This is a genomic window from Streptomyces sp. NBC_01235 (assembly GCF_035989285.1).
Classification (GTDB): domain Bacteria; phylum Actinomycetota; class Actinomycetes; order Streptomycetales; family Streptomycetaceae; genus Streptomyces.
In genome coordinates, this window is record NZ_CP108513.1 from 2,973,466 (window position 1) to 2,995,574 (window position 22,109).

Genomic DNA, 22,109 nt, shown 5'->3' on the forward strand with positions numbered 1-22,109 from the left:
GTGGCTCACCGGACAGTCTGTGGGGTCCCTACAGAAAGTTTGCGGACGCGGGGCGGAAAGGTGTGGTCCGGGGGCGGCCGGGCGCGACATGATCGAGGCCTTCACACGTGACGACACCAGGGAGACACGTAGGTGCCCCATACCATCGATGAAAGCTTCACCGCCCTACCCCTGCGCGCCCTCGCCGACGCCGCTCTCGCACGCGCGCGTGCGCTGGGCGCGCAGCACGCGGACTTCCGGTTCGAGCGGGTGCGCAGCGCGTCCTGGCGGCTGCGGGACGCCAAGCCCTCCGGGTCGTCCGACACGACCGACCTCGGGTACGCGGTGCGGGTGGTGCACGGCGGGACCTGGGGGTTCGCGTCAGGCGTGGATCTGACGATGGACGCGGCGGCCCGGGTCGCCTCGCAGGCCGTGGCGATGGCCAAGCTCTCCGCGCAGGTGATCAAGGCCGCCGGGTCGGACGAACGAGTCGAGCTGGCAGACGAGCCGGTGCACGCCGAGAAGACGTGGGTGTCGTCGTACGAGATCGACCCGTTCACCGTGCCGGACGAGGAGAAGGCGGCGCTGCTCGCGGACTGGAGCGCGCGGCTGCTGGCGGCGAACGGGATCAACCACGTCGACGCCTCGCTGCTGACCGTCCACGAGAACAAGTTCTACGCCGACACGGCAGGGACGGTGACCACCCAGCAGCGGGTGCGGCTGCACCCGGCGCTGACCGCGGTGTCGGTCGACGAGTCCAGTGGCGAGTTCGACTCGATGCGCACGATCGCGCCGCCCGTCGGGCGCGGCTGGGAGTACCTCACCGGGACCGGCTGGGACTGGGACGACGAGCTCGCCCGGATCCCGGAGCTGCTCGCCGAGAAGATGCGCGCGCCCAGCGTGGACCCGGGACTGTACGACCTGGTCGTCGACCCGTCCAACCTGTGGCTGACCATCCACGAGTCCATCGGGCACGCCACCGAGCTGGACCGCGCGCTCGGCTACGAGGCCGCCTACGCCGGCACCTCCTTCGCCACCTTCGACCAGCTCGGGAAGCTCCGGTACGGCTCGGACCTGATGAACGTCACGGGTGACCGCACCGCCGAACACGGCCTGGCGACGGTCGGCTACGACGACGAGGGTGTCGAGGGCCAGTCCTGGGACCTGGTGAAGGACGGCACGCTGGTCGGCTACCAACTGGACCGGCGGATCGCGAAACTGACCGGGTTCGAGCGCTCCAACGGCTGCGCGTTCGCCGACTCCCCCGGCCATGTGCCGGTGCAGCGCATGGCCAACGTGTCGCTGCGGCCGGATCCGGCCGGGATGTCGACGGAGGGTCTCATCGGCAGCGTCGACCGGGGCATCTACGTCGTCGGCGACCGGTCGTGGTCCATCGACATGCAGCGCTACAACTTCCAATTTACGGGCCAGCGTTTCTTCAGGATCGAGAACGGGCGGATCACCGGGCAGCTGCGGGACGTCGCCTATCAGGCGACGACGACCGACTTCTGGGGCTCGATGGCGGCGGTGGGCGGCCCGCAGACGTACGTCCTCGGCGGCGCCTTCAACTGCGGCAAGGCCCAGCCGGGCCAGGTCGCGGCGGTGTCGCACGGCTGCCCGTCCGCTCTCTTCAAGGGAGTCAACATCCTCAACACCACGCAGGAGGCCGGTCGATGAGCGCCCGTAGCAACAAGCCGCACGAGGTCGTCGAGCGCGCCCTCGAGCTGTCGCGGGCCGACGGCTGTGTCGTCATCGCCGACGAGCAGTCGACGGCGAACCTGCGCTGGGCGGGCAACGCGCTCACGACCAACGGCGTCACGCGCGGGCGCACGCTCACCGTGATCGCCACGGTCGACGGCAAGGAGGGCACCGCCTCCGGTGTCGTCTCGCGGGCCGCCGTCACCGCGGACGAGCTGGAACCGCTCGTCCGGGCCGCCGAGGCCGCCGCACGCGGTGCGGGCCCCGCCGAGGACGCTCAGCCGCTGGTCACGGGGGTGGCGCAGTCCCCCGAGTTCACGGAGGCGCCCGCCGAGACCTCGTCCGTGGTGTTCGCCGACTTCGCGCCCGCGTTGGGTGAGGCGTTCGCCCGCGCGCGTGCGGGCGGCCGCGAGCTGTACGGGTTCGCCAACCACGAGCTGGTCTCGACGTACCTGGGCACGTCGACCGGGCTGCGGCTGCGGCACGACCAGCCGAACGGGACGCTGGAGCTCAACGCCAAGTCCCCCGACCGTACGCGCTCGGCATGGGCGGGGCGCTCGACCCGGGACTTCAAGGACGTCGACCCGGCGGCGCTCGACGCCGAGCTGGCCGTACGGCTGGGCTGGGCCGAGCGGCGGATCGAGCTGCCCGCCGGGCGGTACGAGACGCTGCTGCCGCCGACCGCGGTGGCCGACCTGATGATCTACCAGCTGTGGTCGGCGTCGGGCCGGGACGCGACCGAGGGCCGGACGGTGTTCTCCCAGCCCGGCGGCGGCACCCGCCTCGGCGAGCGGCTGACCGAGCTGCCGCTGACGCTGCGCAGCGACCCGAACGAGCCGGGCCTGGAGTCGGCGCCGTTCGTCATCGCGCACTCCTCCGGCGGCGACCAGTCGGTCTTCGACAACGGGCTGCCCGTACGGCCCACCGAGTGGATCGGCGGGGGCGAGCTGAAGCACCTGACGACCACCCGGCACAGCGCGGCCCTGACCGGCCTGGCGGTGGCCCCGGGGGCGGACAACCTGATCCTGGACGGCGGCGCGGACCGCTCCCTGGAGGAGATGGTCGCCGGCACCGCGCGCGGGCTGCTGCTGACCTGCCTTTGGTACATCCGCGAGGTCGACCCGGCGACCCTGCTGCTCACCGGGCTGACCCGGGACGGCGTCTACCTCGTCGAGGACGGCGAGGTCGTCGGCGAGGTGAACAACTTCCGGTTCAACGAGTCGCCGGTCGGCCTGCTGGGGCGGGCCACGGAGGCGGGGCGCACGGAAAAGACGCTGCCCCGGGAGTGGAGCGACTGGTTCACTAGGGCTGCGATGCCCGCGCTGAGGGTGCCGGACTTCAATATGAGCTCTGTCAGTCAGGGCGTATAACCTCGTAGCCGGTGGGTCGCTCGACCGGCCGAAGAACATCAAGAAGATCATCAAGGAGATACGAGAACCGTGACGGACATCGTCGACGAGCTGAAGTGGCGTGGCCTGTGGGCCCTGTCCACTGACGAGGACGCTTTGCGCAAGGCGCTCGCGGACGGTCCCGTCACGTTCTATTGCGGTTTCGACCCCACCGCGGCCAGCCTGCATGTCGGCCACCTCGTGCAGGTCCTCACCATGCGCCGGCTCCAGCAGGCGGGCCTGCGTCCGCTGGCCCTGGTGGGCGGGGCGACCGGCCAGATCGGTGACCCGCGCCCCACGGCGGAGCGCACGCTGAACGACCCGGAGACGGTCGCGAACTGGGTGACCCGGCTGCGCGCGCAGATCGAGCCGTTCCTGTCCTTCGAGGGCGAGAACGCCGCGGTGATGGTGAACAACCTGGACTGGACGGCCGGTCTGTCGGCCATCGAGTTCCTGCGTGACATCGGCAAGCACTTCCGCGTCAACAAGATGCTGACCAAGGACTCGGTCGCCCGGCGGCTGGAGTCCCAGGAGGGCATCAGCTACACGGAGTTCAGCTACCAGCTGCTCCAGGGCATGGACTTCCTGGAGCTGTACCGGCGTTACGGCTGCACGCTCCAGCAGGGTGGCAGCGACCAGTGGGGCAACCTCACGGCGGGCCTGGACCTGATCCACAAGCTGGAGCCCGAGGCCGAGGCGCACTGTCTGGCGACGCCGCTGATGGTCAAGGCGGACGGCACCAAGTTCGGCAAGACCGAGGGCGGCGCCGTCTGGCTCGACCCGGAGATGACGACTCCGTACGCGTTCTACCAGTTCTGGCTGAACGTGGACGACCGGGACATCTCGACGTACATGCGGATCCTGTCCTTCCAGTCCCGCGAGGAGCTCGAGGAGCTGGAGAAGCAGACCGAGGAGCGTCCGCAGGCCCGCGCAGCGCAGCGTGCGCTGGCCGAGGAGCTGACGACGCTGGTGCACGGCGCCGACCAGACGGCCGCGGTGATCGCCGCGTCCAAGGCCCTCTTCGGCCAGGGCGAGCTGAGCGACCTCGACGAGCGGACGCTGGCCGCGGCCCTCTCCGAGGTGCCGCACACCCAGGTCGTCGAGCCCGGCCTCGTCGTGGACCTGTTCGCCGAGGTCGGTCTGGTGGCCAGCAAGTCCGCCGCACGGCGGACGGTGAAGGAGGGCGGGGCCTACGTGAACAACGTCAAGGTCACGGCCGAGGACGCGGTCCCCGTGAAGGAGGACCTCCTGCACGGGCGGTGGCTGGTGCTGCGGCGGGGGAAGAAGAACCTGGCCGCCGTCGAGGTCACCGGCTGAGCGGCCGCCCGGTAGGACGGACGAAGGGGCTGCTTCCCTGGGCAAGCAGCCCCTTCGTCGTATGCCGGCCGCTCAGGCCCGCTGCTTTCTCTTGCCCAGCGTCGCCATGTAGAGCGAGTCGCCGACGGCGACGATGATGATCGCGGCGACGAGCTGGAAGACGTGGCGCCACCAGTCGATGCCCGAGGTGGCCTCGACGCCGAAGCCGCGGGCGATCGCATTGCCCGCGATCGCGCCCAGCATGCCGAAGATGGTGGTCAGCCAGAGCGGGCTGTGCTGCTTGCCCGGGATGATCGCCTTCGCGATCAGGCCCAGCACGAATCCCACGATGATCGCCCACAACCAGCCCATGGCTGCCTCCTCGTACGGCTCTACGTGAGCATTGCCCTCAGTGTCGATCCGCTCGCCGTACGGCGCACGTCGGGTACGGCCGTACGCGGAACGGCCCAGAACGTCTCCCCGGGCGGAGCCGACCCGGTCTCGAAGGCGGCGCAGACGCGGCGTAACGTGGAGAGCCGGTGAGGGGCCGATGCGGGCGGACGGTGGAATGTGATGCGGAAGCAGGGTGGCGCCGGGAACGTCCAGGTGTTCCGGATCACCGGTGCGCGGCAGGGTCTCCAGGACGATGTGCGGGGCCGGCAGCGGCGGTACGTCATCTCGATGTCGGTCCGTACGGTGTCGGTGATCCTCGCGGCGACGTTGTGGAACGTGGAACGGCATGTGGCGATCGTGGCGCTGGTCCTGGGGGTGGTTCTCCCTTATGTCGCGGTGGTGATCGCCAACGCCGGGCGGGAGAACGTGCCTTCGCTGCCCTCCACCTTTCTGACCGTGCCGGTGCGACTGGGGGCACCTCCCACGCTTCCGGCAGCGGGGGAGGTCGCTGGGCCGCGAGCCGGGGGCGACCCCGCGGAATTCGTTCCGGAAGAGCCGCAAGGGGAAGGCGTCGCGGAATCCCTCCGGGAGGAGCCGGCGCCCGATCCCGCTGAGCGGCGGCCGTGAGTCGGCCGTGAACGCACTGTGCGCGAAGCTCAGGAAAAGCTCAGATCAATCATGTTGTTCCGGTGCCGTGGGAGCGGTCGGCCGTGACATACTTCGTACGCGCTCCGCATCCCCCGTCGGAGCGACGGACCGACGCCGGGCAGCTCCCCCCGTGGCTGCTCGGCGTCGCCTTTGTGTGCGGGTTCTTTGCGAGACGAAGCTGTGAGTGACGAGACGCCGATCTGTTCCGCCAAGGGCTGCCGTGTCGACGCGGTGTGGGTGTTGGCGTGGAACAACCCGAAGATCCATACGCCGGAGCGGCGCAAGACGTGGCTCGCGTGCGAGGAGCACAGGGAGCACTTGTCGCAGTTCCTGGGGGTTCGGGGGTTCCTGAAGGATGTCGTTGCCTTGAAGGAGTGGGAGGAGCGGGGCGTCTGAGGCCGTGGTTCGACTGCGGGCCGGATGTGGTTGCCGGTGCCCACGCGGCGGAGCCTCTGTCGACAGAGCCCCACGCCCCTTTCGGGGCGTTTCTCTAGCCCCCGATTGCAGACATCGGGCGGTCGGGCTGCACGAAGCTCGGGTCGTCCAAGCCTGCGCCCGCCTTCTTGCCCCACATCGCCAGGCGCCAGATGCGGGCAATCTCCTCGTCGGGGGCGCCGGAGCGCAGGGCCGCTCGCAGGTCGGTCTCCTCGCGCGCGAAGAGGCAGGTGCGGACCTGGCCGTCGGCGGTGAGGCGGGTGCGGTCGCAGGCGGCGCAGAACGGGCGGGTGACGGAGGCGATGACGCCGACGCGGTGCGGGCCGCCGTCCACCAGCCAGCGTTCGGCCGGGGCCGAGCCCCGTTCGTCCCGGGCCTCGGGGGTGAGGTCGAAGCGGGTGCGCAGGGAGGCCAGGATGTCGCCTGCCGTGACCATGCCCTCGCGCTTCCAGCCGTGTTGCGCGTCCAGGGGCATCTGCTCGATGAAGCGGAGCTCGTAGTCGTTCTCGACGGCCCAGGCCAGCAGGTCCGGGGCTTCGTCCGCGTTCAGGCCCGGCATCAGGACCGAGTTGACCTTCACCGGGGTCAGGCCTGCCTCACGGGCGGCTTCGAGGCCTTCGAGGACGTCCTTGTGGCGGTCCCGGCGGGTGAGGGACTTGAAGACGTCCTGACGCAAGGTGTCGAGGGAGACGTTGACCCGGTCCAGGCCCGCCGCCTTCAGTGCCGTGGCGGTGCGGCGCAGGCCGATGCCGTTCGTCGTCAGGGACATCTGGGGGCGGGGGGTCAGGGCCGCGACGCGCTCGACGATGCCGACCAGACCTGGGCGCAGCAGAGGCTCGCCGCCGGTGAAGCGGACTTCCTCGATGCCGAGCGTGGAGACCGCTATGTCGATCAGGCGGACGATCTCGTCGTCCGTGAGGAGGTCGGGCTTGGCCAGCCACTGCAGGCCCTCTTCGGGCATGCAGTACGTACAGCGCAGGTTGCACCGGTCGGTCAGCGAGACCCTCAGGTCGGTGGCCACGCGGCCGTAGGTGTCGATGAGCACGTGGGCCCCCTCCCTCGTGGTGGATCGCATTGCTTTCCCGTCACATGCGAGCCTACGTGACGCCACTGACAACAACAGAGCCCGATCCCACGAGGCAGGACGCGGCCGCGTCGTAGAGATCTGCGACGCGGCCGCGGAGGGGGCGTGTTCGGTGGGTGCTCAGTGGGCTCCGGTGCCGGTCAGGGAGCGGACCTCCAGCTCGGCGTACTTGTCCTTGTCGGGCTCCTCCTTCGACAGGAGGGTGCCGACGATGCCCAGCAGGAAGCCGACCGGGATCGAGATGAGGCCGGGGTTCTCCAGCGGGAACCAGTGGAAGTCGACGTCCGGGAACATCGAGGTGGGCTTGCCGGAGACGACGGGCGAGAACAGCACCAGGCCGACTGCGGTCGTCAGGCCGCCGTAGATCGACCACAGGGCTCCGGAGGTGGTGAACCGCTTCCAGAAGAGGCTGTAGAGGATCGTGGGCAGGTTGGCGGAGGCGGCGACCGCGAAGGCGAGGGCGACCAGTCCGGCCACGTTCAGATCGCGGGCGAGGGCGCCCAGGAGGATGGAGACGGCGCCGATGCCGACCGTGGCGTAGCGGGCCGCGGTCATCTCCTGCTTCTCGGAGGCCTGGCCCCTCTTGATGACGTTGGCGTAGATGTCGTGGGCGAAGGACGAGGACGAGGCCAGGGTGAGGCCCGCGACGACCGCGAGGATCGTGGCGAAGGCGACCGCCGAGATGGTGGCCAGCAGGATCGCGCCCCAGTTGGAGTCGACGCCGCCGAGATGGAGGGCGAGCAGGGGGGCGGCCGTGTTGCCGGCCTTGTTGGACGCGATGATCTCGTCCGGCTTGATCAGGGCGGCGGCGCCGAAGCCGAGGGCGAGGGTCATCAGGTAGAAGGCGCCGATCAGGCCGATGGCCCAGATGACCGACTTACGGGCGGCCTTGGCGGTGGGCACGGTGTAGAAGCGGATCAGGATGTGCGGCAGGCCGGCGGTGCCCAGGACCAGGGCGATGCCGAGGGAGATGAAGTCCAGCTTGGTGGTGCCCGTGGCGCCGTACTTCAGGCCGGGCTCCAGGAAGGCCGCGCCCTTTCCGCTGTTGTCGGCGGCCGAGCCGAGCAGGTCGGAGACGTTGAAGTCGAACTTCAGCAGGACCAGGAAGGTGAGCAGCAGGGCGCCCGCGATGAGCAGGACCGCCTTGACCATCTGGACCCAGGTGGTGCCCTTCATGCCGCCGATCGTCACGTAGACGATCATCAGGACGCCGACCAGGGCGACGATGCCGATCTTGCCGCCGTCGCTGGTGATGCCGAGGAGGAGCGAGACCAGGACGCCCGCGCCCGCCATCTGGGCCAGCAGGTAGAAGATCGAGACGACGATGGTGGAGGTGCCGGCGGCCGTGCGGACCGGGCGCTGACGCATGCGGTACGCCAGGACGTCGCCCATGGTGTAGCGGCCGGAGTTGCGCAGCGGCTCGGCGACCAGGAGCAGGGCGACCAGCCAGGCGACCAGGAAGCCGATGGAGTACAGGAAGCCGTCGTAGCCGAAGAGGGCGATGGCGCCCGCGATGCCGAGGAAGGACGCGGCGGACATGTAGTCGCCGGAGACGGCGAGGCCGTTCTGGAAGCCGGTGAACTGGCGGCCGCCGGCGTAGAAGTCGGCGGCGTCCTTGGTCTGGCGGCCGGCCCAGACGGTGATGACGAGGGTCGCGGCGACGAACACCGAGAACAAGATGATGATCAGCGTGCGGTGCTCGCCGGCCTCACCGGCGGCGAGCAGGGTGGTGTGCTGTGCGGGGCTCATGCGCCGCCCTCCATCCGGGACTTGATGGCCTCGGCCTTGGGGTCGAACCGTGCGGCGGCGGTCCGCGCGTACCACCAGGCGATGAGGAACGTGGTGAGGAACTGGGCGAGGCCCAGGGTCATGGCCACGTTGAAGTTGCCGAAGAGCTTGGTGCCCATGAAATCGCCCGCGTAGTTGGACAGCAGGACGTACAGCAGGTACCAGGCGATGAAGGCGACGGTCAGCGGGAACGCGAAGTTGCGGTAGGAGCTGCGCAGTTCACCGAATTCCGCGCTCTCCTGCACCGCGACGAACTCCTCGCTGGAGGGGAGTTGGGGGGAGGCTTTCGAGGGGGGCGGTGTCTCGGTGGCCACGGAGTCTCCTCGTGTTGCGGGTGACGGATCGGGCGGGGGCTCGATCGTGCACGGGCTCCCTGCACAAGGGCACGGCGGCGCGCTAGGGCCGGTTCAACTCGATCGGGTTCTTTCGATCGGGTTCTTTCGGAAGTCGTCGCCAAAGGTCATTGCTGGCCAGCGAGTCGGGGAGATAGCTTCGGGCGAGTACCACCCGTCATGTACCTGTCCAAGCAGCACCTGCGCTTGGACAGGTCCCGTTTCCGGATGATGTGGAGACCCCATGGCTCATCTGCCTTCCAGACGCCGCCTCGCTCTCGCGGTGCCCGTCGTGCTGTCGCTGACCGCCTCCCTCGGCTTCCTTCCGACGGCGGCCTCCGCGGCCCCTGCCACGACCTCCACCACCCAGACGGCCGACGCCGGAACCCTGGCGTACGTCGTCAACACGAAGGTGGACCACCGCACGATCGAGTCGGTGAAGAAGGCGATCGCCGCGGCCGACGGCACCGTCGTCGCGACGTACGACAAGATCGGCGTGATCGTCGTGCACTCGGCGAACCCCGACTTCGGCGCGCGGATACGCGCGGTGCGCGGCGTGCAGTCGGCGGGTGCGACCCGTACCGCGCCGCTGAGCGCCGCCGGGACCACCGACGAGGGCGCGGCGCAGGTCCTGTCGAAGGCGGAGGCCGCGAAGATCGAGAAGGCCTCCGACGCGGCGGGCCAGAGCGAGCCGCTCGAGGCCGACCAGTGGGACCTGCGGGCGATCGGTGCCGACAAGGCCGCCGGGATCAACCCGGGCAGCAAGAAGGTGACGGTCGCCGTCATCGACACCGGCGTGGACGACACCCACCCGGACCTCGCGCCGAACTTCTCCGCGTCCCAGTCGGCGAACTGCGTCGGTGGTGTCGCGGACACCAGCGAGGGCGCCTGGCGTCCGTACACCGCCGAGGACTACCACGGCACCCACGTCGCCGGTGAGATCGCCGCGGCCCGCAACGGCATCGGTGTGGCGGGCGTCGCGCCCGGCGTGAAGGTCGCCGGCATCAAGGTGAGCGACCCCAAGGACGGCCTCTTCTACCCGGAGAACGTCGTCTGCGCCTTCGTGTTCGCCGCCGACCACGGCGTCGAGGTCACGAACAACAGCTACTACGTCGACCCGTGGCTGTACAACTGCATGGACGACCCCGACCAGAAGGCCATCGTCGACGCGGTCAACAGGGCCCAGCTGTACGCCCAGAAGAAGGGCACGCTCAACGTCGCCTCGGCGGGCAACTCCAACCACGACCTGGACTCCGACGCCCTGGAAGACGCCAGCAGCCCCGACGACTCCACGCCGGTGACGCGGACGGTCGACCCGCACGAGTGCTTCGACGTGCCGACCCAGCTGCCGGGCGTCGTCACGGTGAGCGCCACGGGTGTCAAGGGCACCAAGTCGTACTACTCCAGCTACGGTCTGGGCGTCGTCGACGTCGCGGCTCCGGGCGGCGACAAGTACCAGATCCCCGACACCCCGTCGGCCAACGGGCGCATCCTGTCGACGCTGCCGAACAACACGTACGGCTTCCTTCAGGGCACCTCGATGGCGTCCCCGCACGTCGCCGGTGTGGCCGCGCTGCTGAAGTCGACGCACCCGTGGGCGACCCCGGCCCAGTTGCAGGCGCTGCTCAAGCTGCAGGCCGACAGCACGGCCTGCCCGGCCGAGCCGTACGACGGCAACGGTGACGGCGTCGTGGACGCGACGTGCGTGGGCGGCAAGCGCGTCAACGGCTTCTTCGGCTTCGGTGTCGTCAACGCGCTGAAGGCCGTGAAGAAGTAGGCCCACACAGGCCCACATAGGCCCTGTACATATATTGATTCAGTCAATACTGCATAGTGCAGTCATGACTGATATCAAGTTGACCTGGTCTGCGTTGGGCGGCGATCCCGCTCTTCTCCCGCGGGTGTCGACCGTGGTGCGGGAAGGCGCTCTCCAGGGGCGCCTTCCCGTGCGGGAGCTGGCGCGGGCCTGTGTGGGCGCATGTGCTCTGGCCGGCGCCGAGCTGGGGGCGCGTCGGGCCGGACTCGCGGAAGTGCCCGGGGTGCGGGTGGACGACGGGGCGGTGGCCACCGCGTTCACCAGCGAGCGCCAGGTGCTGGTCGACGGGCGGGCGCCGGTCGCCTTCGCCCCGCTGTCACGGTTCTGGCGCACGGCCGACGGATGGGTGCGCACCCACGCCAACTACCGCCACCATCGCGCGCGGCTGCTGAAGGCCCTGGACCTGCCCGCGAACCCCGAGGACACCGCCCCGGCCGCCGTGGCGGCGGCGCTCGCCGAGCGCTCCGCCCTGAGCGTGGAGGACGCGGTGTACGCCGCCGGGGGCCTGGCTGTCGCCTTGCGCACACCCGGGCAATGGGCCGCTCACGAACAGGCGGCCGCGGTCGCCGCTCGCCCCCTGGTCGAGCGGGGCCGACTGGACGGGGCACGCGCGCGTGCGTTCACGCCACTGGACGGCACCCCCCTGTTCCCCGCAGCCGGGCTGCGCGTCCTGGACCTGACCCGGGTCCTCGCCGGGCCGGTCGCCACCCGCACCCTCGCGCTGCTGGGCGCGGACGTCCTGCGCCTCGACGCACCCCACCTGCCCGAGCTTCCCGACCTGCACGCCGACACGGACTTCGGCAAGCGCTCGGCGCTGCTGGACCTGGTGGCGGACCGGCGCGCCTTCGAGGAGTTGCTCGCGGCGGCGGACGTCGTGGTCACGGGTTACCGGCCGGGCGCCCTGGACCGCTTCGGCCTCTCCCCCGAGGCACTGGCCGAACGCCGGCCCGGGCTGGTCGTGGCGCAGGTGTCCGCGTGGGGCGCGTACGGGCCGTGGGGCGGGCGGCGCGGCTTCGACAGCCTGGTGCAGGCGGCCACCGGCATCGCGACCGTCGAGGGCTCGGCCGAGCGGCCCGGCGCGCTGCCCGCGCAGGCCCTCGACCACGGCACCGGCTACCTGCTGGCGGCGGCCGTGCTGCGGGCACTGACCGAGCAGTCGTACGACGGCGGCAGCCGGTACGTGCGGCTGGCGCTGGCACGGACGGCGGCATGGCTGACCGAGGGTGCCGGCGGGGGGCGACGCGTCGGGGTGGGCGAAGGGGACGACGTCGGGGCGGACGAAGGGGACGGCGTCCGGATGGGCGAAAGGGAGGGCAAAGGGATCACCAAGGAGGAGGAACGGGCGGTGAGCGGCGAGATGCCCGGCGAGGCCTACGGGAGCCCGTCGCCCTGGCTCGCGGAGACCGACAGCGGTATCGGGCGGCTGCGGTACGCCCTTCCGGCGGTGTCGTTCGACGGTTGCCCCGGCGACTGGACGCGCCCGCCGGGGGCCTGGGGGGCCGATCCGGCGTGCTGGCTCTGAGCCGCCGACGATTCACTCCCAGGTGGGTGCCGCGCCCTCCGGTCGTTTCAGGCCGACTTGCCCAGTTTTGTCGGCCATGGTGAAGATCCTGCCATGGCCCTCATACGACCGACCGAAGCAACCGACTCCGCACGCCGTACCGGCCCAGGCCGGGCCGTGGCGCTGCTCGTCCTGGTGGGGCTCGGGGCGCTGATCCCCCTGCTCGGCCCGTCCGTCGCCGCGCATGGCACCGGGGAGTCCGCTGCCGCGGACTCCGGCGCGGTCGCGCTGTTGCGGGCGGTGCTGTTCGCGGCGTTGTGCGTCCAGGTGGGCGAGCTGTTCGTGAGCGGACTCGTCCGACGGCTGCCCGCCGCCCAGTCCGGTCGGCCGGGCAGCTGGGCGCCGTACGCGGCCGTCGTGGGGTTCGCCGCCGCGGCGGCGGCCGGAGAGCTTGCGCCGCACGGCCACGGCTCGCGGGGCGGGGTCCTCGCGCTGCTGGAGGCGATCGCGTTCGCCGTGGCCGGGCTGTGCGCGCTCTCGCCCCGGCCGGACCGTCAGGCGTGGCCGCTCGCGGCGGTCGTCCTGGCGGAGGCGCTGCGCGCGCATCCGCCGACCGAGCACACGCCGCTGATCGGCTCCGGACTGACGGTCGTGCACCTGACGTGCTCGGCGCTGTGGGCCGGCGGACTGCTGACCGTGCTCCGCACGCTGCGGCAATGGGGCGGCGCCGAGGCGGGGTCCGCGCTGCTCGGGCTCTACGCGCGCGTGGCGGCCGTCCTGTTCGCCGGGGTCACCGCCACCGGGCTGTGCAGCTCGCTGCGCCGGATGCCGTCGCCGACGGTGCTCGACCAGCTGACGACGACGGCGTACGGGCGCGTGCTGCTCGCCAAGGTGCTCCTCGTCGGCGCGGTCGCCCTGCTCGCCCTGTGGGCGCGGACCCGGCTGCGCCGGGCCCCCGACCCGCTGGCCGCCTGCTTCCCCGCGCGCGTGGAGATCGCCACGCTGGGTGTGGTGGTCGCGGTGTCGGGGTTGTTGACGGCGTTGCCGCTGCCCATCAAGGGTTGACGTCCGATGATCGTCAGGGATGGACCGTCAACAGTCGACGCTCGCCTGTTGAGGTTGAGTGTCGGTTGGTCGCCATGAACGGCGCGACGACGAGTCACCGCGCCCGAGCGTCGTCACGTCGGAGCCTGTCTCCTCGACCACGCCGAGGAACTCGTGCCCGATCCTCCCCCAGTGCCTCAAGGGCCTGGGGAGACCTCCGGCCCGGGCTGCCGGGCCGCCTCGCCGCGGTACGCCCACAGGTCGCTGCCGCAGATGCGGGCGCGCAGCACCCGGACCACGGCGTCCGTGGGCAGCCGCACCACGGGCTCGGATACGTCCTCCACGCGGATGTCGAAGGGGGCGTGGATGGTGGTGGCGCGCGCACCAGGGTCCTTCTCGTCTCTGGTGTACGTGCGCTCAGGGGGTGGTCGAGCGCACTTCACGGTGCGACGTCGCCGTCGCGCGTCGCTCGCCGAGGGCGCCGAGGGTGCCGTGGACCAGAAGGAACTGTGCCACGAGGTACGTGAGCATGATCCACAGGTCGGGGCGCGGGGGCTGCGGCCAGTCGGCGACGCCGGTCGCGATGAGGGTGTCGGAGAGCAGGAACAGCAAGCCGCCGGCGCCGGCCACCGGGCCGAGCCGGGTGGTGGCGGAGTAGGCCATGGCCGTGAGCAGGGTGCTGTAGACGGCGACGGGGAGGCGCAGGTCCGCGGGGAGGCCGGGCCACAGCAGGGCGACGGTGGCGATCAGGGCGGTGCCGTAGCAGGGGGCGAGGAGGACGGCACGCGCGCGTGGGCGGTGGGTGCGCGCGAACAGCACCAGGTAGCAGACATGTCCGGCGGCGAAGGAGGCCATGCCGGCGAGGAAGGCGGGGTCGGCTTCGGAGAGCAGCAGGACGTCACCGCCCCAGCCGCAGAGGAGGGCGGCGACGAGCGGCCGGGGCGCGCCGCGCAGGGCGGCCCAGGCGGCGAGGAGGGGCATCAGAAGGGGCTTGGCCACCGTGTGTCCGGTGTCGAGGCCGACCGCGAGGCTGAACAGGTCGACGGCCGCGGCGAGGGCGAACGCACCGAGGAGGACGCGGGAACGGGTCACGCGGCCGTGGTCTCCTCGACCGGGGTGGCGGTGGTCGAGCGTGTCGGTGCCGGCGTGGGTTGCCAGCCCGGTCCACGGAACACCCGCCCCGTCCGCTCGCGCCAACCGCTCGCCGCCTTCACGTCCTTGACGATCGCGACGTACTCATGAGTGGCCACCTTGATCGGGTTGAACGTGTTGATGTTCTTGGTCAACCCGTAGACGGGCCGGTCGACCTCGGGCACGAACGAACCGAAGAGCCGGTCCCAGACGATGAGGATGCCGCCGAAGTTGCGGTCCAGGTAGCCGCCTTGGGAGGCGTGGTGGACGCGGTGGTGGGAGGGCGTGTTGAACACGAACTCGAACCACCTGGGCAGCCTGTCGATCCGCTCGGTGTGGATCCAGAACTGGTAGACGAGGTTGGCCGAGGAGCAGAACGCGAGCGCGGCCGGGTGGACGCCGAGGGCGACGAGAGGGACGTAGAACGGCCAGACGGTCAGCGTGGTCCAGGGCTGACGCAGAGCGGTGGTGAGGTTGAACTTCTCGCTGGAGTGGTGGACGACATGGCAGGCCCACAGGACGCGGATGACGTGGTGACCGCGGTGGGACCAGTAGTAGAAGAAGTCCTGCGCGAGCAGCATCAGCGGGAGCGTCCACCACAGGACGGGGACGCGCAGGGGCGTGAGTTCGTGGATCGCCGTGTAGATCGCGACGATCGGGATCTTCCAGAGGAAGTCGAAGACGAGACTCCCGAGCCCCATGCCGACGCTGGTCACGGCATCCTTGGCCTCGTATCCGGCCGCTTCCTCGTCGGGATGGATCCGGACGCTGATCATCTCGACCACGGTGAGCAGCACGAAGGCGGGTATCGACCACAGCACGACATCGGGCAGGTTCGGCATGGGGGCACCGTAGAACCGCTGGTGGGCTGCGGCTAGACGTTGTTACCCACAAGTATTTCCGACGGTACGCGCTTGCTTCTTGGCGATCTCCGCCAACCGACACCAAGGACGGACGCGACGTCGCGCCATGATCGCCGGAAACCCTCTCGACGCCGTCGGCGGGCGTGGCCACACTGAAGGATCGTTTTGGCAGTCGGGCAAGGGGATGTCGACGGCAAGGAAGACGTCGCCGGGAGACGGAGTGCACGGCCGGGGCAGCAAGGGCCTGCCCGTCGGCGAACCGCACCGTGGTGCTGTCACCTTCGTGAAGGATCCGGCCCGCGGTGTGCTCGCGCTGCGGCGCAGGTGCGTATGGCTCCGCTGTTCACGGACGGGGCCGGCCGGACGTCGGCGGACCCGCTGACGCCGGCCGGCCCCTCTCCGGCCGTCGACCTGCGCGCTCTCGCACTGCTGCCGGCACCGCCCGCGTTGTGGGGTGAGTTCGTCCCCCGCTCCCCCTCAATTCGTCCCCCGCTCCCCCTCTGAGGGGATCGAGCGCGTCCCGGCGGAGATCCCCCGGGCCCGGCCCGGCTCATTGCCTCGGGCCTTCACCCGGGCGTCGAGGCGCCGACCGCGGACGCCGACACGATCGGCGTGCTGGTCTCCGGTGGCCTGGACTTCCTGGCCGTGCTTCCACGCGTTGCGGGTCGCCCGTGGGCGGTCGGTGTTTCGTAGCGCCGTACCGACAGCCGCGTGGCCGGAAGGAACGCCCCGGAGCGCGTCACGCTTCTCCCCTCCTGACCCTCACCCTCACACCCCCGCCGCCCCCAGCAAAGCCCCCACCGCGTACGTCACCCCCATCGCCAGCGCACCGCCCCCCACATTCCGCAGCACCGCGCGCCCCGGTGCCGCCGCCCCCAGGCGGGCGCTGCTCCAGCCCGTGGCGGACAGGGCCGCCAGGACCGACACGACCGTCACGAGGAGCCGCCAGTCGGGCGGCGGCAGGACGATGGCCAGGAGGGGAAGCAGGGCGCCGGCGGTGAAGGCGAGGAAGCTCGCCCAGGCCGCGTGCCAGGGGTTGGAGAGTTCGTCGGGGTCGATGCCGAGCTCCACGCGCGCGTGGGCCCTCAGGGCGTCCCGTTCCGTGAGCTGGACGGCGGCCTCCCGGGCCACCTCCCGGGACAGGCCCCGTTCCTCCAGCAGCTCGGTCAGCTCCTCCAGTTCGGCCTCCGGCTCCTCGCGCAGTTCCCGCCGCTCCAGTGCGAGAGCGGCCCTCTCGGAGTCCCGTTGCGTCGACACGGAGACGTACTCCCCCGCCGCCATGGACATCGACCCGGCGAGCAGACCGGCGAGGCCGGCCGTCAGCAGCGCCGAGCGGTCGTCCGTCGCGCCGGCCACGCCGACGACGAGGCCCGCGGTGGAGACGATGCCGTCGTTGGCGCCGAGGACGGCGGCGCGCAGCCAGTTCAGCCGGGATCCGAGCGAGCCGTCGTGGGCCTCGACGTGGGTTGGTTCCGTCACAGCAAGGAGGATGGCACCCCTGGGAGGTGGTGGTGTCGTATCGACGCTCCTCGGTGTTCCGGTGCGCGAGACCGGTGCCCCTGGGACCCGGGGGGGGTGCGCGAACCGTGGGCCGCCGCCCCGGAGTTGCCCGGCCGGCGGTCGACGGCCGTACGCACGCGCGTGTGCGCCCCGCGAACTGCCGTACGGACCGAAGGGCTTCCCGCGGCCTTCCCCAGGTTCCGCGTGTCCCCTCTGCGGCTTCTCCGTGCCCCTCTTCGGGGCAGGTGCGACGAGGTGTCAGTGGCGGCCCGTATCCTCAGTGACCATGCTCGAAGACCACACGACGACAGCGTCGTCCCCCACGGAGTGGCCGACCGCGTATCCCCAGGGGTACGCGGTCGTTGACGTGGAGACCACCGGCCTGGCCCGGGACGACCGGATCATCTCCGCCGCCGTCTACCGGCTGGACGCGCGCGGTGAGGTCCAGGACCACTGGTACACGCTGGTCAATCCGGAGCGCGATCCGGGGCCGGTGTGGATACACGGTCTGACGAGCGAGGTGCTGGAGGGCGCGCCCCTCTTCCCGGACGTCGCCGAGGAGTTCGCGGCGCGGCTCGACGGCCGGGTGCTCGTCGCGCACAACGCGGTCTTCGACTGGCAGATGATCGCGCGGGAGTACGCGCGCGCCGAGCGCGAGGCGCCGGTGCGGCAGCGGCTGTGCACCATCGCGCTCTCCAAGGAGCTGGGGCTGCCGCTGCCCAACCACAAGCTGGAGTCGCTGGCGGCCCACTTCGGCGTCGTACAGCAGCGGGCGCATCACGCCCTCGACGACGCGCGCGTGCTCGCGGAGGCGTTCCGGCCGAGTCTGCGGGCCGCGGCGGCGGGCGGGGTCCGGCTCCCGCTGCTCGAGTGCCGACCGCTGACGGAGTGGGCCGACCGGCCCGCGCCCCGGATCGGACAGCAGGCGAGCGGTCCTGGCGGCGGTTACGGCGGCTACAGCAGTTATCGGCCCGGCACTTGGCGGCCGTCCCGCAAGAGGCCCGCCTGCCCGTATCCCAACCCCGGGCGGTACGAGGACGGCAAGAGGCTCAAGCAGGGCATGCGAGTCGCGTTCTCGGGGGACACGTCGGTCGAGCGCGAGCTGCTGGAGGACCGCGCCACAGAGGCGGGGCTGCATGTCGCCACGAGCCTGTCCCGGGTGACCAGTCTGCTGGTCACCAACGACCCCGGCTCGGGCACGTCGAAGGTGGTGAAGGCGCGGCAGTTCGGGACGCCCGTCGTGGACGAGGCCGCCTTCGGGCAACTCCTGCGGGATGTGGAGCCCGCCGACGAGTGACCGTACGTACGGGTGATTGCCGCGCGACTCGCCCGCCGTCCGCTCGCCCGGCCGCGGGCGACGGCTCACCCTGTGGCGCATGGCGAGATGCGAAGTTTGCGGCAATGACTACGGAATGACCTTCGAGGTGCACGCGCAGGGCGCTGTGCACGTGTTCGACTGCTTCTCCTGTGCGATCCACCGCATGGCCCCCATCTGCGAGCACTGCCGGGTCCAGATCATCGGCCAGGGCGTCGAGGTCGAGGGTCACTGGTTCTGCGGCGCGCACTGCGCCCGCGCGGAGGGCAAGGTGGGGATCGTCGACAAGGTGTGAGCCGGCCTCGGAAGCCCCGCGGGCCGACCCCGGAGGGCCCCCTTCCGGTACCCGCCCGAATGCGCCCCACGACCGAGTTGTACGGTCGTGGGGTGTACCGCTTCCTGTTGTCCCGGCAGTGGGTGATCCTCACGCTGGTCGCTCTCCTCCTCATCCCCACGATGATCAGGCTGGGCTTCTGGCAGATGCACCGCTACGACGAGCGCACCGCGCGCAACCAGCTGGTCTCCGACGCGCTGGGCGCGACGCCGGTGCCCGTGGAGCAGCTGACCACTCCGGGGCACACCGTCACCCGCAGCGAGCGGTACCGGAGCGTGACCGCCACGGGCACGTTCGACACCGCGCACGAGGTCGTCGTCAGGCGCAGGGTCAACGCCGACGAGACGGTCGGCTTCCACGTCCTCACCCCGCTCGTCCTGACGGACGGCAAGGTGCTGCTGGTCAACCGGGGCTGGATCCCCGCGGACGGTCCGAGTCAGACCGTGTTCCCCAAGGTCCCCGCGCCGCCGAGCGGCCGGACAACCGTCACGGGGCGGCTGATGCCCGACGAGACGACCGCGGCGAGCGGCATCAAGAACCTCAAGGGGCTGCCGGACCGGCAGGTCATGCTGATCAACAGCGAGCAGGAGGCCCAGCGCCTCGGCGCCCGGGTGCTCGGCGGCTACATCGCGCAGACCGCGCCCGAGCCGAGGGGCGACAGCCCCGAGCTGGTCGGGGCGCCCGGCAGCGAGGACGCGGCCCTGAACTACGCGTACGCCATCCAGTGGTGGCTGTTCTCCGCGGGTGTCCCCGTCGGCTGGGTGGTCCTGGCCCGCCGGGAGGCCCGCGACCGGGCGCAGGCGGCGGCGAAGGAGACGGAGCAGGCCGAGCCGGCGGTGGTGTAGCCGGGGCCGCTGCCCTCCCCGCCGACACCGGCCAGGCCACCCCGCCAACACCCCAGGCCGCGCCGCCGACACCGGCCAGGCCACCCCGCCGACACCCCGGGCCGCGCCGCCGACACCGGCCAGGCCACCCCGCCAACACCCCAGGCCGCGCCGCCGACACCGGCCGGGCCACCCCGCCGACACCCCAGGCCGCGCCGCCCGGCCGACCGACACGCAGCCCCGCCGACCGACCTTGCGGTCCCCTGCCTCCGGCCGGGTCGGGGCGCTTGCCCGCGCAGGCCGCGGCGGGGGTCTGGTGACCAGGCATCAGCAGCAGCGGGACTGCGGATGCTCCTCCCTGTGCAGTGCCCGCAGCACCTGGTACTCCCGTCTGTTCGGCACCGGAGCGAGCGGGTGGTGGCGTCGGTGCCGCTCGCAGTAGCGGTCGTACTCCGCCTCCCCGGTCAGCTCCCGCAGATACCAGCGCACCGCCCGCGCCCAGCGCACGGCGGCCCTCACGACCGGGACTCCACCAGGGGCTCCGTCGGCCGCGTCGGCACGTCGATGCGGGACTCGACGTACGGCGCCTCGGTCGTCGGGAGCGGAACCGGGGACCGTACGGCCCTGACGCACACCACCGCCGCGTTCACGATCACCACGGCGACCAGCAGCAGGAACACGGCGATCAGCACGCCGTCCACGGTGGAGTTGGTGACGACCGTGTGCATGTCGGCCGCCGACTTCGCGGGTGCGAGCACCTGACCGGCGTCGAGGGCGTCGGCGTAGCGCGCGCGTTGGGCGAAGAAGCCGATCCTGGGGTCGTCGGAGAAGATCTTCTGCCAGCCGGCGGTGAAGGTGACCGCCACCACCCAGGCCAGCGGGAGGCCGGTCACCCAGGCCCAGCGCAGTCGCCCGGACTTGATCAGCACCGTCGTGCAGACGGTCAGGGCGATGGCGGCCAGCAACTGGTTGGCGATACCGAAGAGCGGGAAGAGCTGGTTGATCCCGCCCAGCGGGTCGGTGGCGCCGCTGTACAGGAAGTAGCCCCAGGCGGCGACGACCAGGCCGCTGCACAGCCAGATGCCGGGCTTCCAGTTGACCCGGCCGACCGGCTTCCAGAGGTTGCCGAGCATGTCCTGGAGCATGAAGCGGCCGACACGGGTGCCCGCGTCCACCGTGGTCAGGATGAACAGCGCCTCGAACATGATGGCGAAGTGGTACCAGAAGGCCTTCATCGCGGTGCCGCCGAAGATGCCGGAGAAGATCTCCGACATGCCGACGGCGAGGGTCGGGGCGCCGCCGGAGCGGGCGATCAGGGTCTGCTCCTCGACCGCCTTCGCGGCGTGCGTCAACTGGTCGGGCGTGATGGTGAAGCCGAGGCCGGCCACCGCGTGGGACGCCGACTCGGCCGTCGTGCCCAGCAGTCCGGCCGGCGCGTTCATCGCGTAGTACAGGCCCGGCTCCAGGGTGGCCGCGGCGATCAGCGCCATGATCGCGACGAAGGACTCCATCAGCATCGCGCCGTAGCCGATGAGCCGGACCTGGGACTCCTTCTCGATCAGCTTGGGGGTCGTCCCGGAGGCGACGAGCGCGTGGAAGCCGGAGAGCGCGCCGCACGCGATGGTGATGAAGAGGAAGGGGAAGAGGGAGCCGGCGAAGACCGGGCCCTTGCCCGACGACGCGAAGTCGCTCACCGCGTCCGCCCTGAGCACGGGCGCGGCGACGACCACGCCGACCGCCAGCAGCGCGATCGTGCCGATCTTCATGAAGGTGGAGAGGTAGTCGCGCGGGGCGAGGAGCATCCACACGGGCAGGACCGAGGCCACGAAGCCGTAGCCGATCAGGCAGAAGACGAGGGTCGTGGGGCTGAGGGTGAAGGTGTCGGCCAGTGAGGAGTTCTGCACCCAGCTGCCGCCGACGATCGCGAGCAGCAGCAGGGCCACGCCGATGAAGCTCGTCTCGACGACCCGGCCCGGGCGGATGCGGTGCAGCCAGAAGCCCATGAACAGGGCGATGGGGACGGTCATGGCGACCGAGAAGGTCCCCCACGGGGAGTGGGCCAGGGCGTTGACGACGACCAGCGCCAGCACGCCCAACAGGATGATCATGATGGCGAGGACGGCGACGAGGGCGGCGGCCCCGCCCGCGCGGCCGATCTCGTCGCGGGCCAGCTGCCCGAGCGACCTGCCGTCCCGGCGCATCGACAGGAACAGCACCACCATGTCCTGCACGGCGCCGGCGAAGATCACCCCGGCGACGATCCACAGGGTGCCGGGCAGGTAGCCCATCTGGGCCGCGAGCACGGGTCCCACCAGCGGTCCCGCGCCGGCGATCGCCGCGAAGTGGTGGCCGAGCAGCACACGGCGGTCGGTGGGCTGGAAGTCGACCCCGTCCTCGAGGCGTTCGGCGGGGGTGGCCCGGCTGTCGTCCGGCCGCAGTACCCGGCGGACGATGAAGCGGGAGTAGAAACGGTAGGCGATCGCATACGAGCCCAGGGCCGCGACCACCAGCCAGACCGCCGAGATCCGCTCGCCGCGGGCCAGGGCGAGGACGCCCCAGGCGACGGCGCCGAGCAGGGCGACAGCGGTCCACAACAGGAAGGACCTTGGTGATATACGCGACTTTTCCGGCCCCGGCAGACCGGTTTCGGGCAGGGTGGACGTAGGCATGGCGGCTCCTGGCCTGGGCGGTGCGGCACACCTCGTGACACGAGGTGCCTGGAGATCGGCGACGGGCGGCT

General features: G+C 71.2%; 21 protein-coding genes and 1 pseudogene. 12 read left to right on the forward strand and 10 right to left on the reverse strand.

Translation table 11 applies throughout. The annotated features are described in order from the left end of the window. The first annotated feature begins 132 nt into the window (after window positions 1–132). The 3 genes from OG289_RS12830 (at window position 133) to tyrS (ending at window position 4,382) form a co-directional block, all read left to right on the forward strand. Window positions 133–1,656: a TldD/PmbA family protein gene (locus OG289_RS12830; protein WP_327314129.1), complete on the forward strand. Its 1,524-nt coding sequence runs from the start codon at window positions 133–135 to the stop codon at window positions 1,654–1,656. After that, the gene (locus OG289_RS12835; protein ID WP_327314130.1) at window positions 1,653–3,047 is read left to right on the forward strand and encodes a metallopeptidase TldD-related protein; all 1,395 of its coding nucleotides are present in this window, start codon (window positions 1,653–1,655) and stop codon (window positions 3,045–3,047) included. Before OG289_RS12830 ends, OG289_RS12835 begins: the two co-directional genes overlap by 4 nt. 69 nt (window positions 3,048–3,116) lie before the next feature. Continuing rightward, window positions 3,117–4,382, forward strand: a complete 1,266-nt coding sequence (tyrS, locus tag OG289_RS12840; RefSeq protein WP_327314131.1) for a tyrosine--tRNA ligase — start codon at window positions 3,117–3,119, stop codon at window positions 4,380–4,382. A gap of 72 nt (window positions 4,383–4,454) precedes the next feature. On the opposite strand, the gene OG289_RS12845 is transcribed toward tyrS, so the two are convergent. Beyond that, entirely contained in the window at window positions 4,455–4,733 is a 279-nt protein-coding gene (locus OG289_RS12845; RefSeq protein WP_327314132.1) for a GlsB/YeaQ/YmgE family stress response membrane protein, read from the reverse strand. 24 nt (window positions 4,734–4,757) lie between these two features. Here OG289_RS12845 and OG289_RS12850 point away from each other — a divergent pair, with 24 nt between their 5' ends. The 3 genes from OG289_RS12850 (at window position 4,758) to OG289_RS12860 (ending at window position 5,798) form a co-directional block, all read left to right on the forward strand. Further along, window positions 4,758–4,904 (forward strand): hypothetical protein, encoded by a 147-nt coding sequence (locus OG289_RS12850; RefSeq protein ID WP_327314133.1) that lies wholly within the window; start codon window positions 4,758–4,760, stop codon window positions 4,902–4,904. Window positions 4,905–4,934: 30 nt separating this feature from the next. Further along, window positions 4,935–5,381, forward strand: coding sequence for a DUF3099 domain-containing protein (locus OG289_RS12855; RefSeq protein ID WP_327314134.1), 447 nt, complete (start codon window positions 4,935–4,937; stop codon window positions 5,379–5,381). Window positions 5,382–5,582: 201 nt separating this feature from the next. Beyond that, entirely contained in the window at window positions 5,583–5,798 is a 216-nt protein-coding gene (locus OG289_RS12860) for a hypothetical protein (RefSeq protein ID WP_327314135.1), read from the forward strand. A gap of 94 nt (window positions 5,799–5,892) precedes the next feature. Here OG289_RS12860 and moaA read toward each other — a convergent pair whose 3' ends face one another. The 3 genes from moaA to OG289_RS12875 form a co-directional block, all read right to left on the reverse strand. Then, complete coding sequence (gene moaA, locus OG289_RS12865) at window positions 5,893–6,882, reverse strand: GTP 3',8-cyclase MoaA (protein WP_327314136.1); 990 nt, start codon at window positions 6,880–6,882, stop codon at window positions 5,893–5,895. A 159-nt stretch (window positions 6,883–7,041) separates the two neighbouring features. Beyond that, the gene (locus tag OG289_RS12870; RefSeq protein ID WP_327314137.1) at window positions 7,042–8,670 is read right to left on the reverse strand and encodes a solute symporter family protein; all 1,629 of its coding nucleotides are present in this window, start codon (window positions 8,668–8,670) and stop codon (window positions 7,042–7,044) included. Continuing rightward, window positions 8,667–9,023 (reverse strand): DUF485 domain-containing protein, encoded by a 357-nt coding sequence (locus OG289_RS12875; RefSeq protein ID WP_327314138.1) that lies wholly within the window; start codon window positions 9,021–9,023, stop codon window positions 8,667–8,669. The genes OG289_RS12870 and OG289_RS12875 overlap by 4 nt, the downstream gene beginning before the upstream one ends. A gap of 262 nt (window positions 9,024–9,285) precedes the next feature. On the opposite strand from OG289_RS12875, the gene OG289_RS12880 reads away from it, so the two are divergent. The 3 genes from OG289_RS12880 (at window position 9,286) to OG289_RS12890 (ending at window position 13,423) form a co-directional block, all read left to right on the forward strand. Next, on the forward strand, window positions 9,286–10,818 hold the full coding sequence (locus tag OG289_RS12880) for a S8 family serine peptidase (RefSeq protein ID WP_327314139.1): 1,533 nt from the start codon (window positions 9,286–9,288) through the stop codon (window positions 10,816–10,818). 64 nt (window positions 10,819–10,882) lie between these two features. Further along, complete coding sequence (locus OG289_RS12885) at window positions 10,883–12,379, forward strand: CoA transferase (protein ID WP_327314140.1); 1,497 nt, start codon at window positions 10,883–10,885, stop codon at window positions 12,377–12,379. 93 nt (window positions 12,380–12,472) lie between these two features. After that, window positions 12,473–13,423 carry a copper resistance D family protein gene (locus OG289_RS12890; protein ID WP_327314141.1) on the forward strand — a complete coding sequence of 317 codons (951 nt, stop codon included), beginning with the start codon at window positions 12,473–12,475 and terminating at the stop codon, window positions 13,421–13,423. A gap of 73 nt (window positions 13,424–13,496) precedes the next feature. Here the strand turns inward: OG289_RS12890 and OG289_RS12895 are convergent. The 4 genes and pseudogenes from OG289_RS12895 to OG289_RS12910 all read right to left on the reverse strand — a co-directional run. Next, window positions 13,497–13,770, reverse strand: a pseudogene (locus tag OG289_RS12895) (alcohol dehydrogenase catalytic domain-containing protein); the annotation flags it as partial. A 49-nt stretch (window positions 13,771–13,819) separates the two neighbouring features. Then, window positions 13,820–14,494, reverse strand: a complete 675-nt coding sequence (locus OG289_RS12900; protein ID WP_327314142.1) for a lysoplasmalogenase — start codon at window positions 14,492–14,494, stop codon at window positions 13,820–13,822. Beyond that, on the reverse strand, window positions 14,491–15,375 hold the full coding sequence (locus OG289_RS12905; RefSeq protein ID WP_327314143.1) for a sterol desaturase family protein: 885 nt from the start codon (window positions 15,373–15,375) through the stop codon (window positions 14,491–14,493). Before OG289_RS12905 ends, OG289_RS12900 begins: the two co-directional genes overlap by 4 nt. A 789-nt stretch (window positions 15,376–16,164) precedes the next feature. Beyond that, window positions 16,165–16,875: a VIT1/CCC1 transporter family protein gene (locus tag OG289_RS12910; RefSeq protein WP_327314144.1), complete on the reverse strand. Its 711-nt coding sequence runs from the start codon at window positions 16,873–16,875 to the stop codon at window positions 16,165–16,167. 307 nt (window positions 16,876–17,182) lie between these two features. Between OG289_RS12910 and OG289_RS12915 the strand changes: the two genes are divergently transcribed. The 3 genes from OG289_RS12915 (at window position 17,183) to OG289_RS12925 (ending at window position 19,390) form a co-directional block, all read left to right on the forward strand. After that, window positions 17,183–18,193, forward strand: coding sequence for a DEDDh family exonuclease (locus tag OG289_RS12915; RefSeq protein WP_327314145.1), 1,011 nt, complete (start codon window positions 17,183–17,185; stop codon window positions 18,191–18,193). A gap of 79 nt (window positions 18,194–18,272) precedes the next feature. Next, window positions 18,273–18,506 (forward strand): hypothetical protein, encoded by a 234-nt coding sequence (locus tag OG289_RS12920; RefSeq protein ID WP_327314146.1) that lies wholly within the window; start codon window positions 18,273–18,275, stop codon window positions 18,504–18,506. Between the two features lie 92 nt (window positions 18,507–18,598). Continuing rightward, window positions 18,599–19,390, forward strand: coding sequence for an SURF1 family cytochrome oxidase biogenesis protein (locus OG289_RS12925; protein ID WP_327314147.1), 792 nt, complete (start codon window positions 18,599–18,601; stop codon window positions 19,388–19,390). A 306-nt stretch (window positions 19,391–19,696) separates the two neighbouring features. Here OG289_RS12925 and OG289_RS12930 read toward each other — a convergent pair whose 3' ends face one another. Together OG289_RS12930 and OG289_RS12935 are read right to left on the reverse strand one after the other, a co-directional pair. Then, on the reverse strand, window positions 19,697–19,888 hold the full coding sequence (locus OG289_RS12930; RefSeq protein ID WP_327314148.1) for a YbdD/YjiX family protein: 192 nt from the start codon (window positions 19,886–19,888) through the stop codon (window positions 19,697–19,699). Further along, window positions 19,885–22,038: a carbon starvation CstA family protein gene (locus tag OG289_RS12935; RefSeq protein ID WP_327314149.1), complete on the reverse strand. Its 2,154-nt coding sequence runs from the start codon at window positions 22,036–22,038 to the stop codon at window positions 19,885–19,887. The genes OG289_RS12930 and OG289_RS12935 overlap by 4 nt, the downstream gene beginning before the upstream one ends. Between the last annotated feature and the right edge of the window lie 71 nt (window positions 22,039–22,109).

Excerpts from the sequence above, each read along its gene's own strand:
- OG289_RS12885 (WP_327314140.1), top strand. The coding sequence starts at position 10,883 with ATGACTGATATCAAGTTGACCTGGTCTGCGTTGGGCGGCGATCCCGCT.
- OG289_RS12845 (WP_327314132.1), bottom strand. The coding sequence starts at position 4,733 with ATGGGCTGGTTGTGGGCGATCATCGTGGGATTCGTGCTGGGCCTGATC.
- OG289_RS12835 (WP_327314130.1), top strand. The coding sequence starts at position 1,653 with ATGAGCGCCCGTAGCAACAAGCCGCACGAGGTCGTCGAGCGCGCCCTC.
- OG289_RS12890 (WP_327314141.1), top strand. The coding sequence starts at position 12,473 with ATGGCCCTCATACGACCGACCGAAGCAACCGACTCCGCACGCCGTACC.
- OG289_RS12905 (WP_327314143.1), bottom strand. The coding sequence starts at position 15,375 with ATGCCGAACCTGCCCGATGTCGTGCTGTGGTCGATACCCGCCTTCGTG.
- OG289_RS12880 (WP_327314139.1), top strand. The coding sequence starts at position 9,286 with ATGGCTCATCTGCCTTCCAGACGCCGCCTCGCTCTCGCGGTGCCCGTC.
- OG289_RS12920 (WP_327314146.1), top strand. The coding sequence starts at position 18,273 with ATGGCGAGATGCGAAGTTTGCGGCAATGACTACGGAATGACCTTCGAG.
- OG289_RS12855 (WP_327314134.1), top strand. The coding sequence starts at position 4,935 with ATGCGGAAGCAGGGTGGCGCCGGGAACGTCCAGGTGTTCCGGATCACC.
- OG289_RS12935 (WP_327314149.1), bottom strand. The coding sequence starts at position 22,038 with ATGCCTACGTCCACCCTGCCCGAAACCGGTCTGCCGGGGCCGGAAAAG.
- OG289_RS12870 (WP_327314137.1), bottom strand. The coding sequence starts at position 8,670 with ATGAGCCCCGCACAGCACACCACCCTGCTCGCCGCCGGTGAGGCCGGC.
- OG289_RS12915 (WP_327314145.1), top strand. The coding sequence starts at position 17,183 with ATGCTCGAAGACCACACGACGACAGCGTCGTCCCCCACGGAGTGGCCG.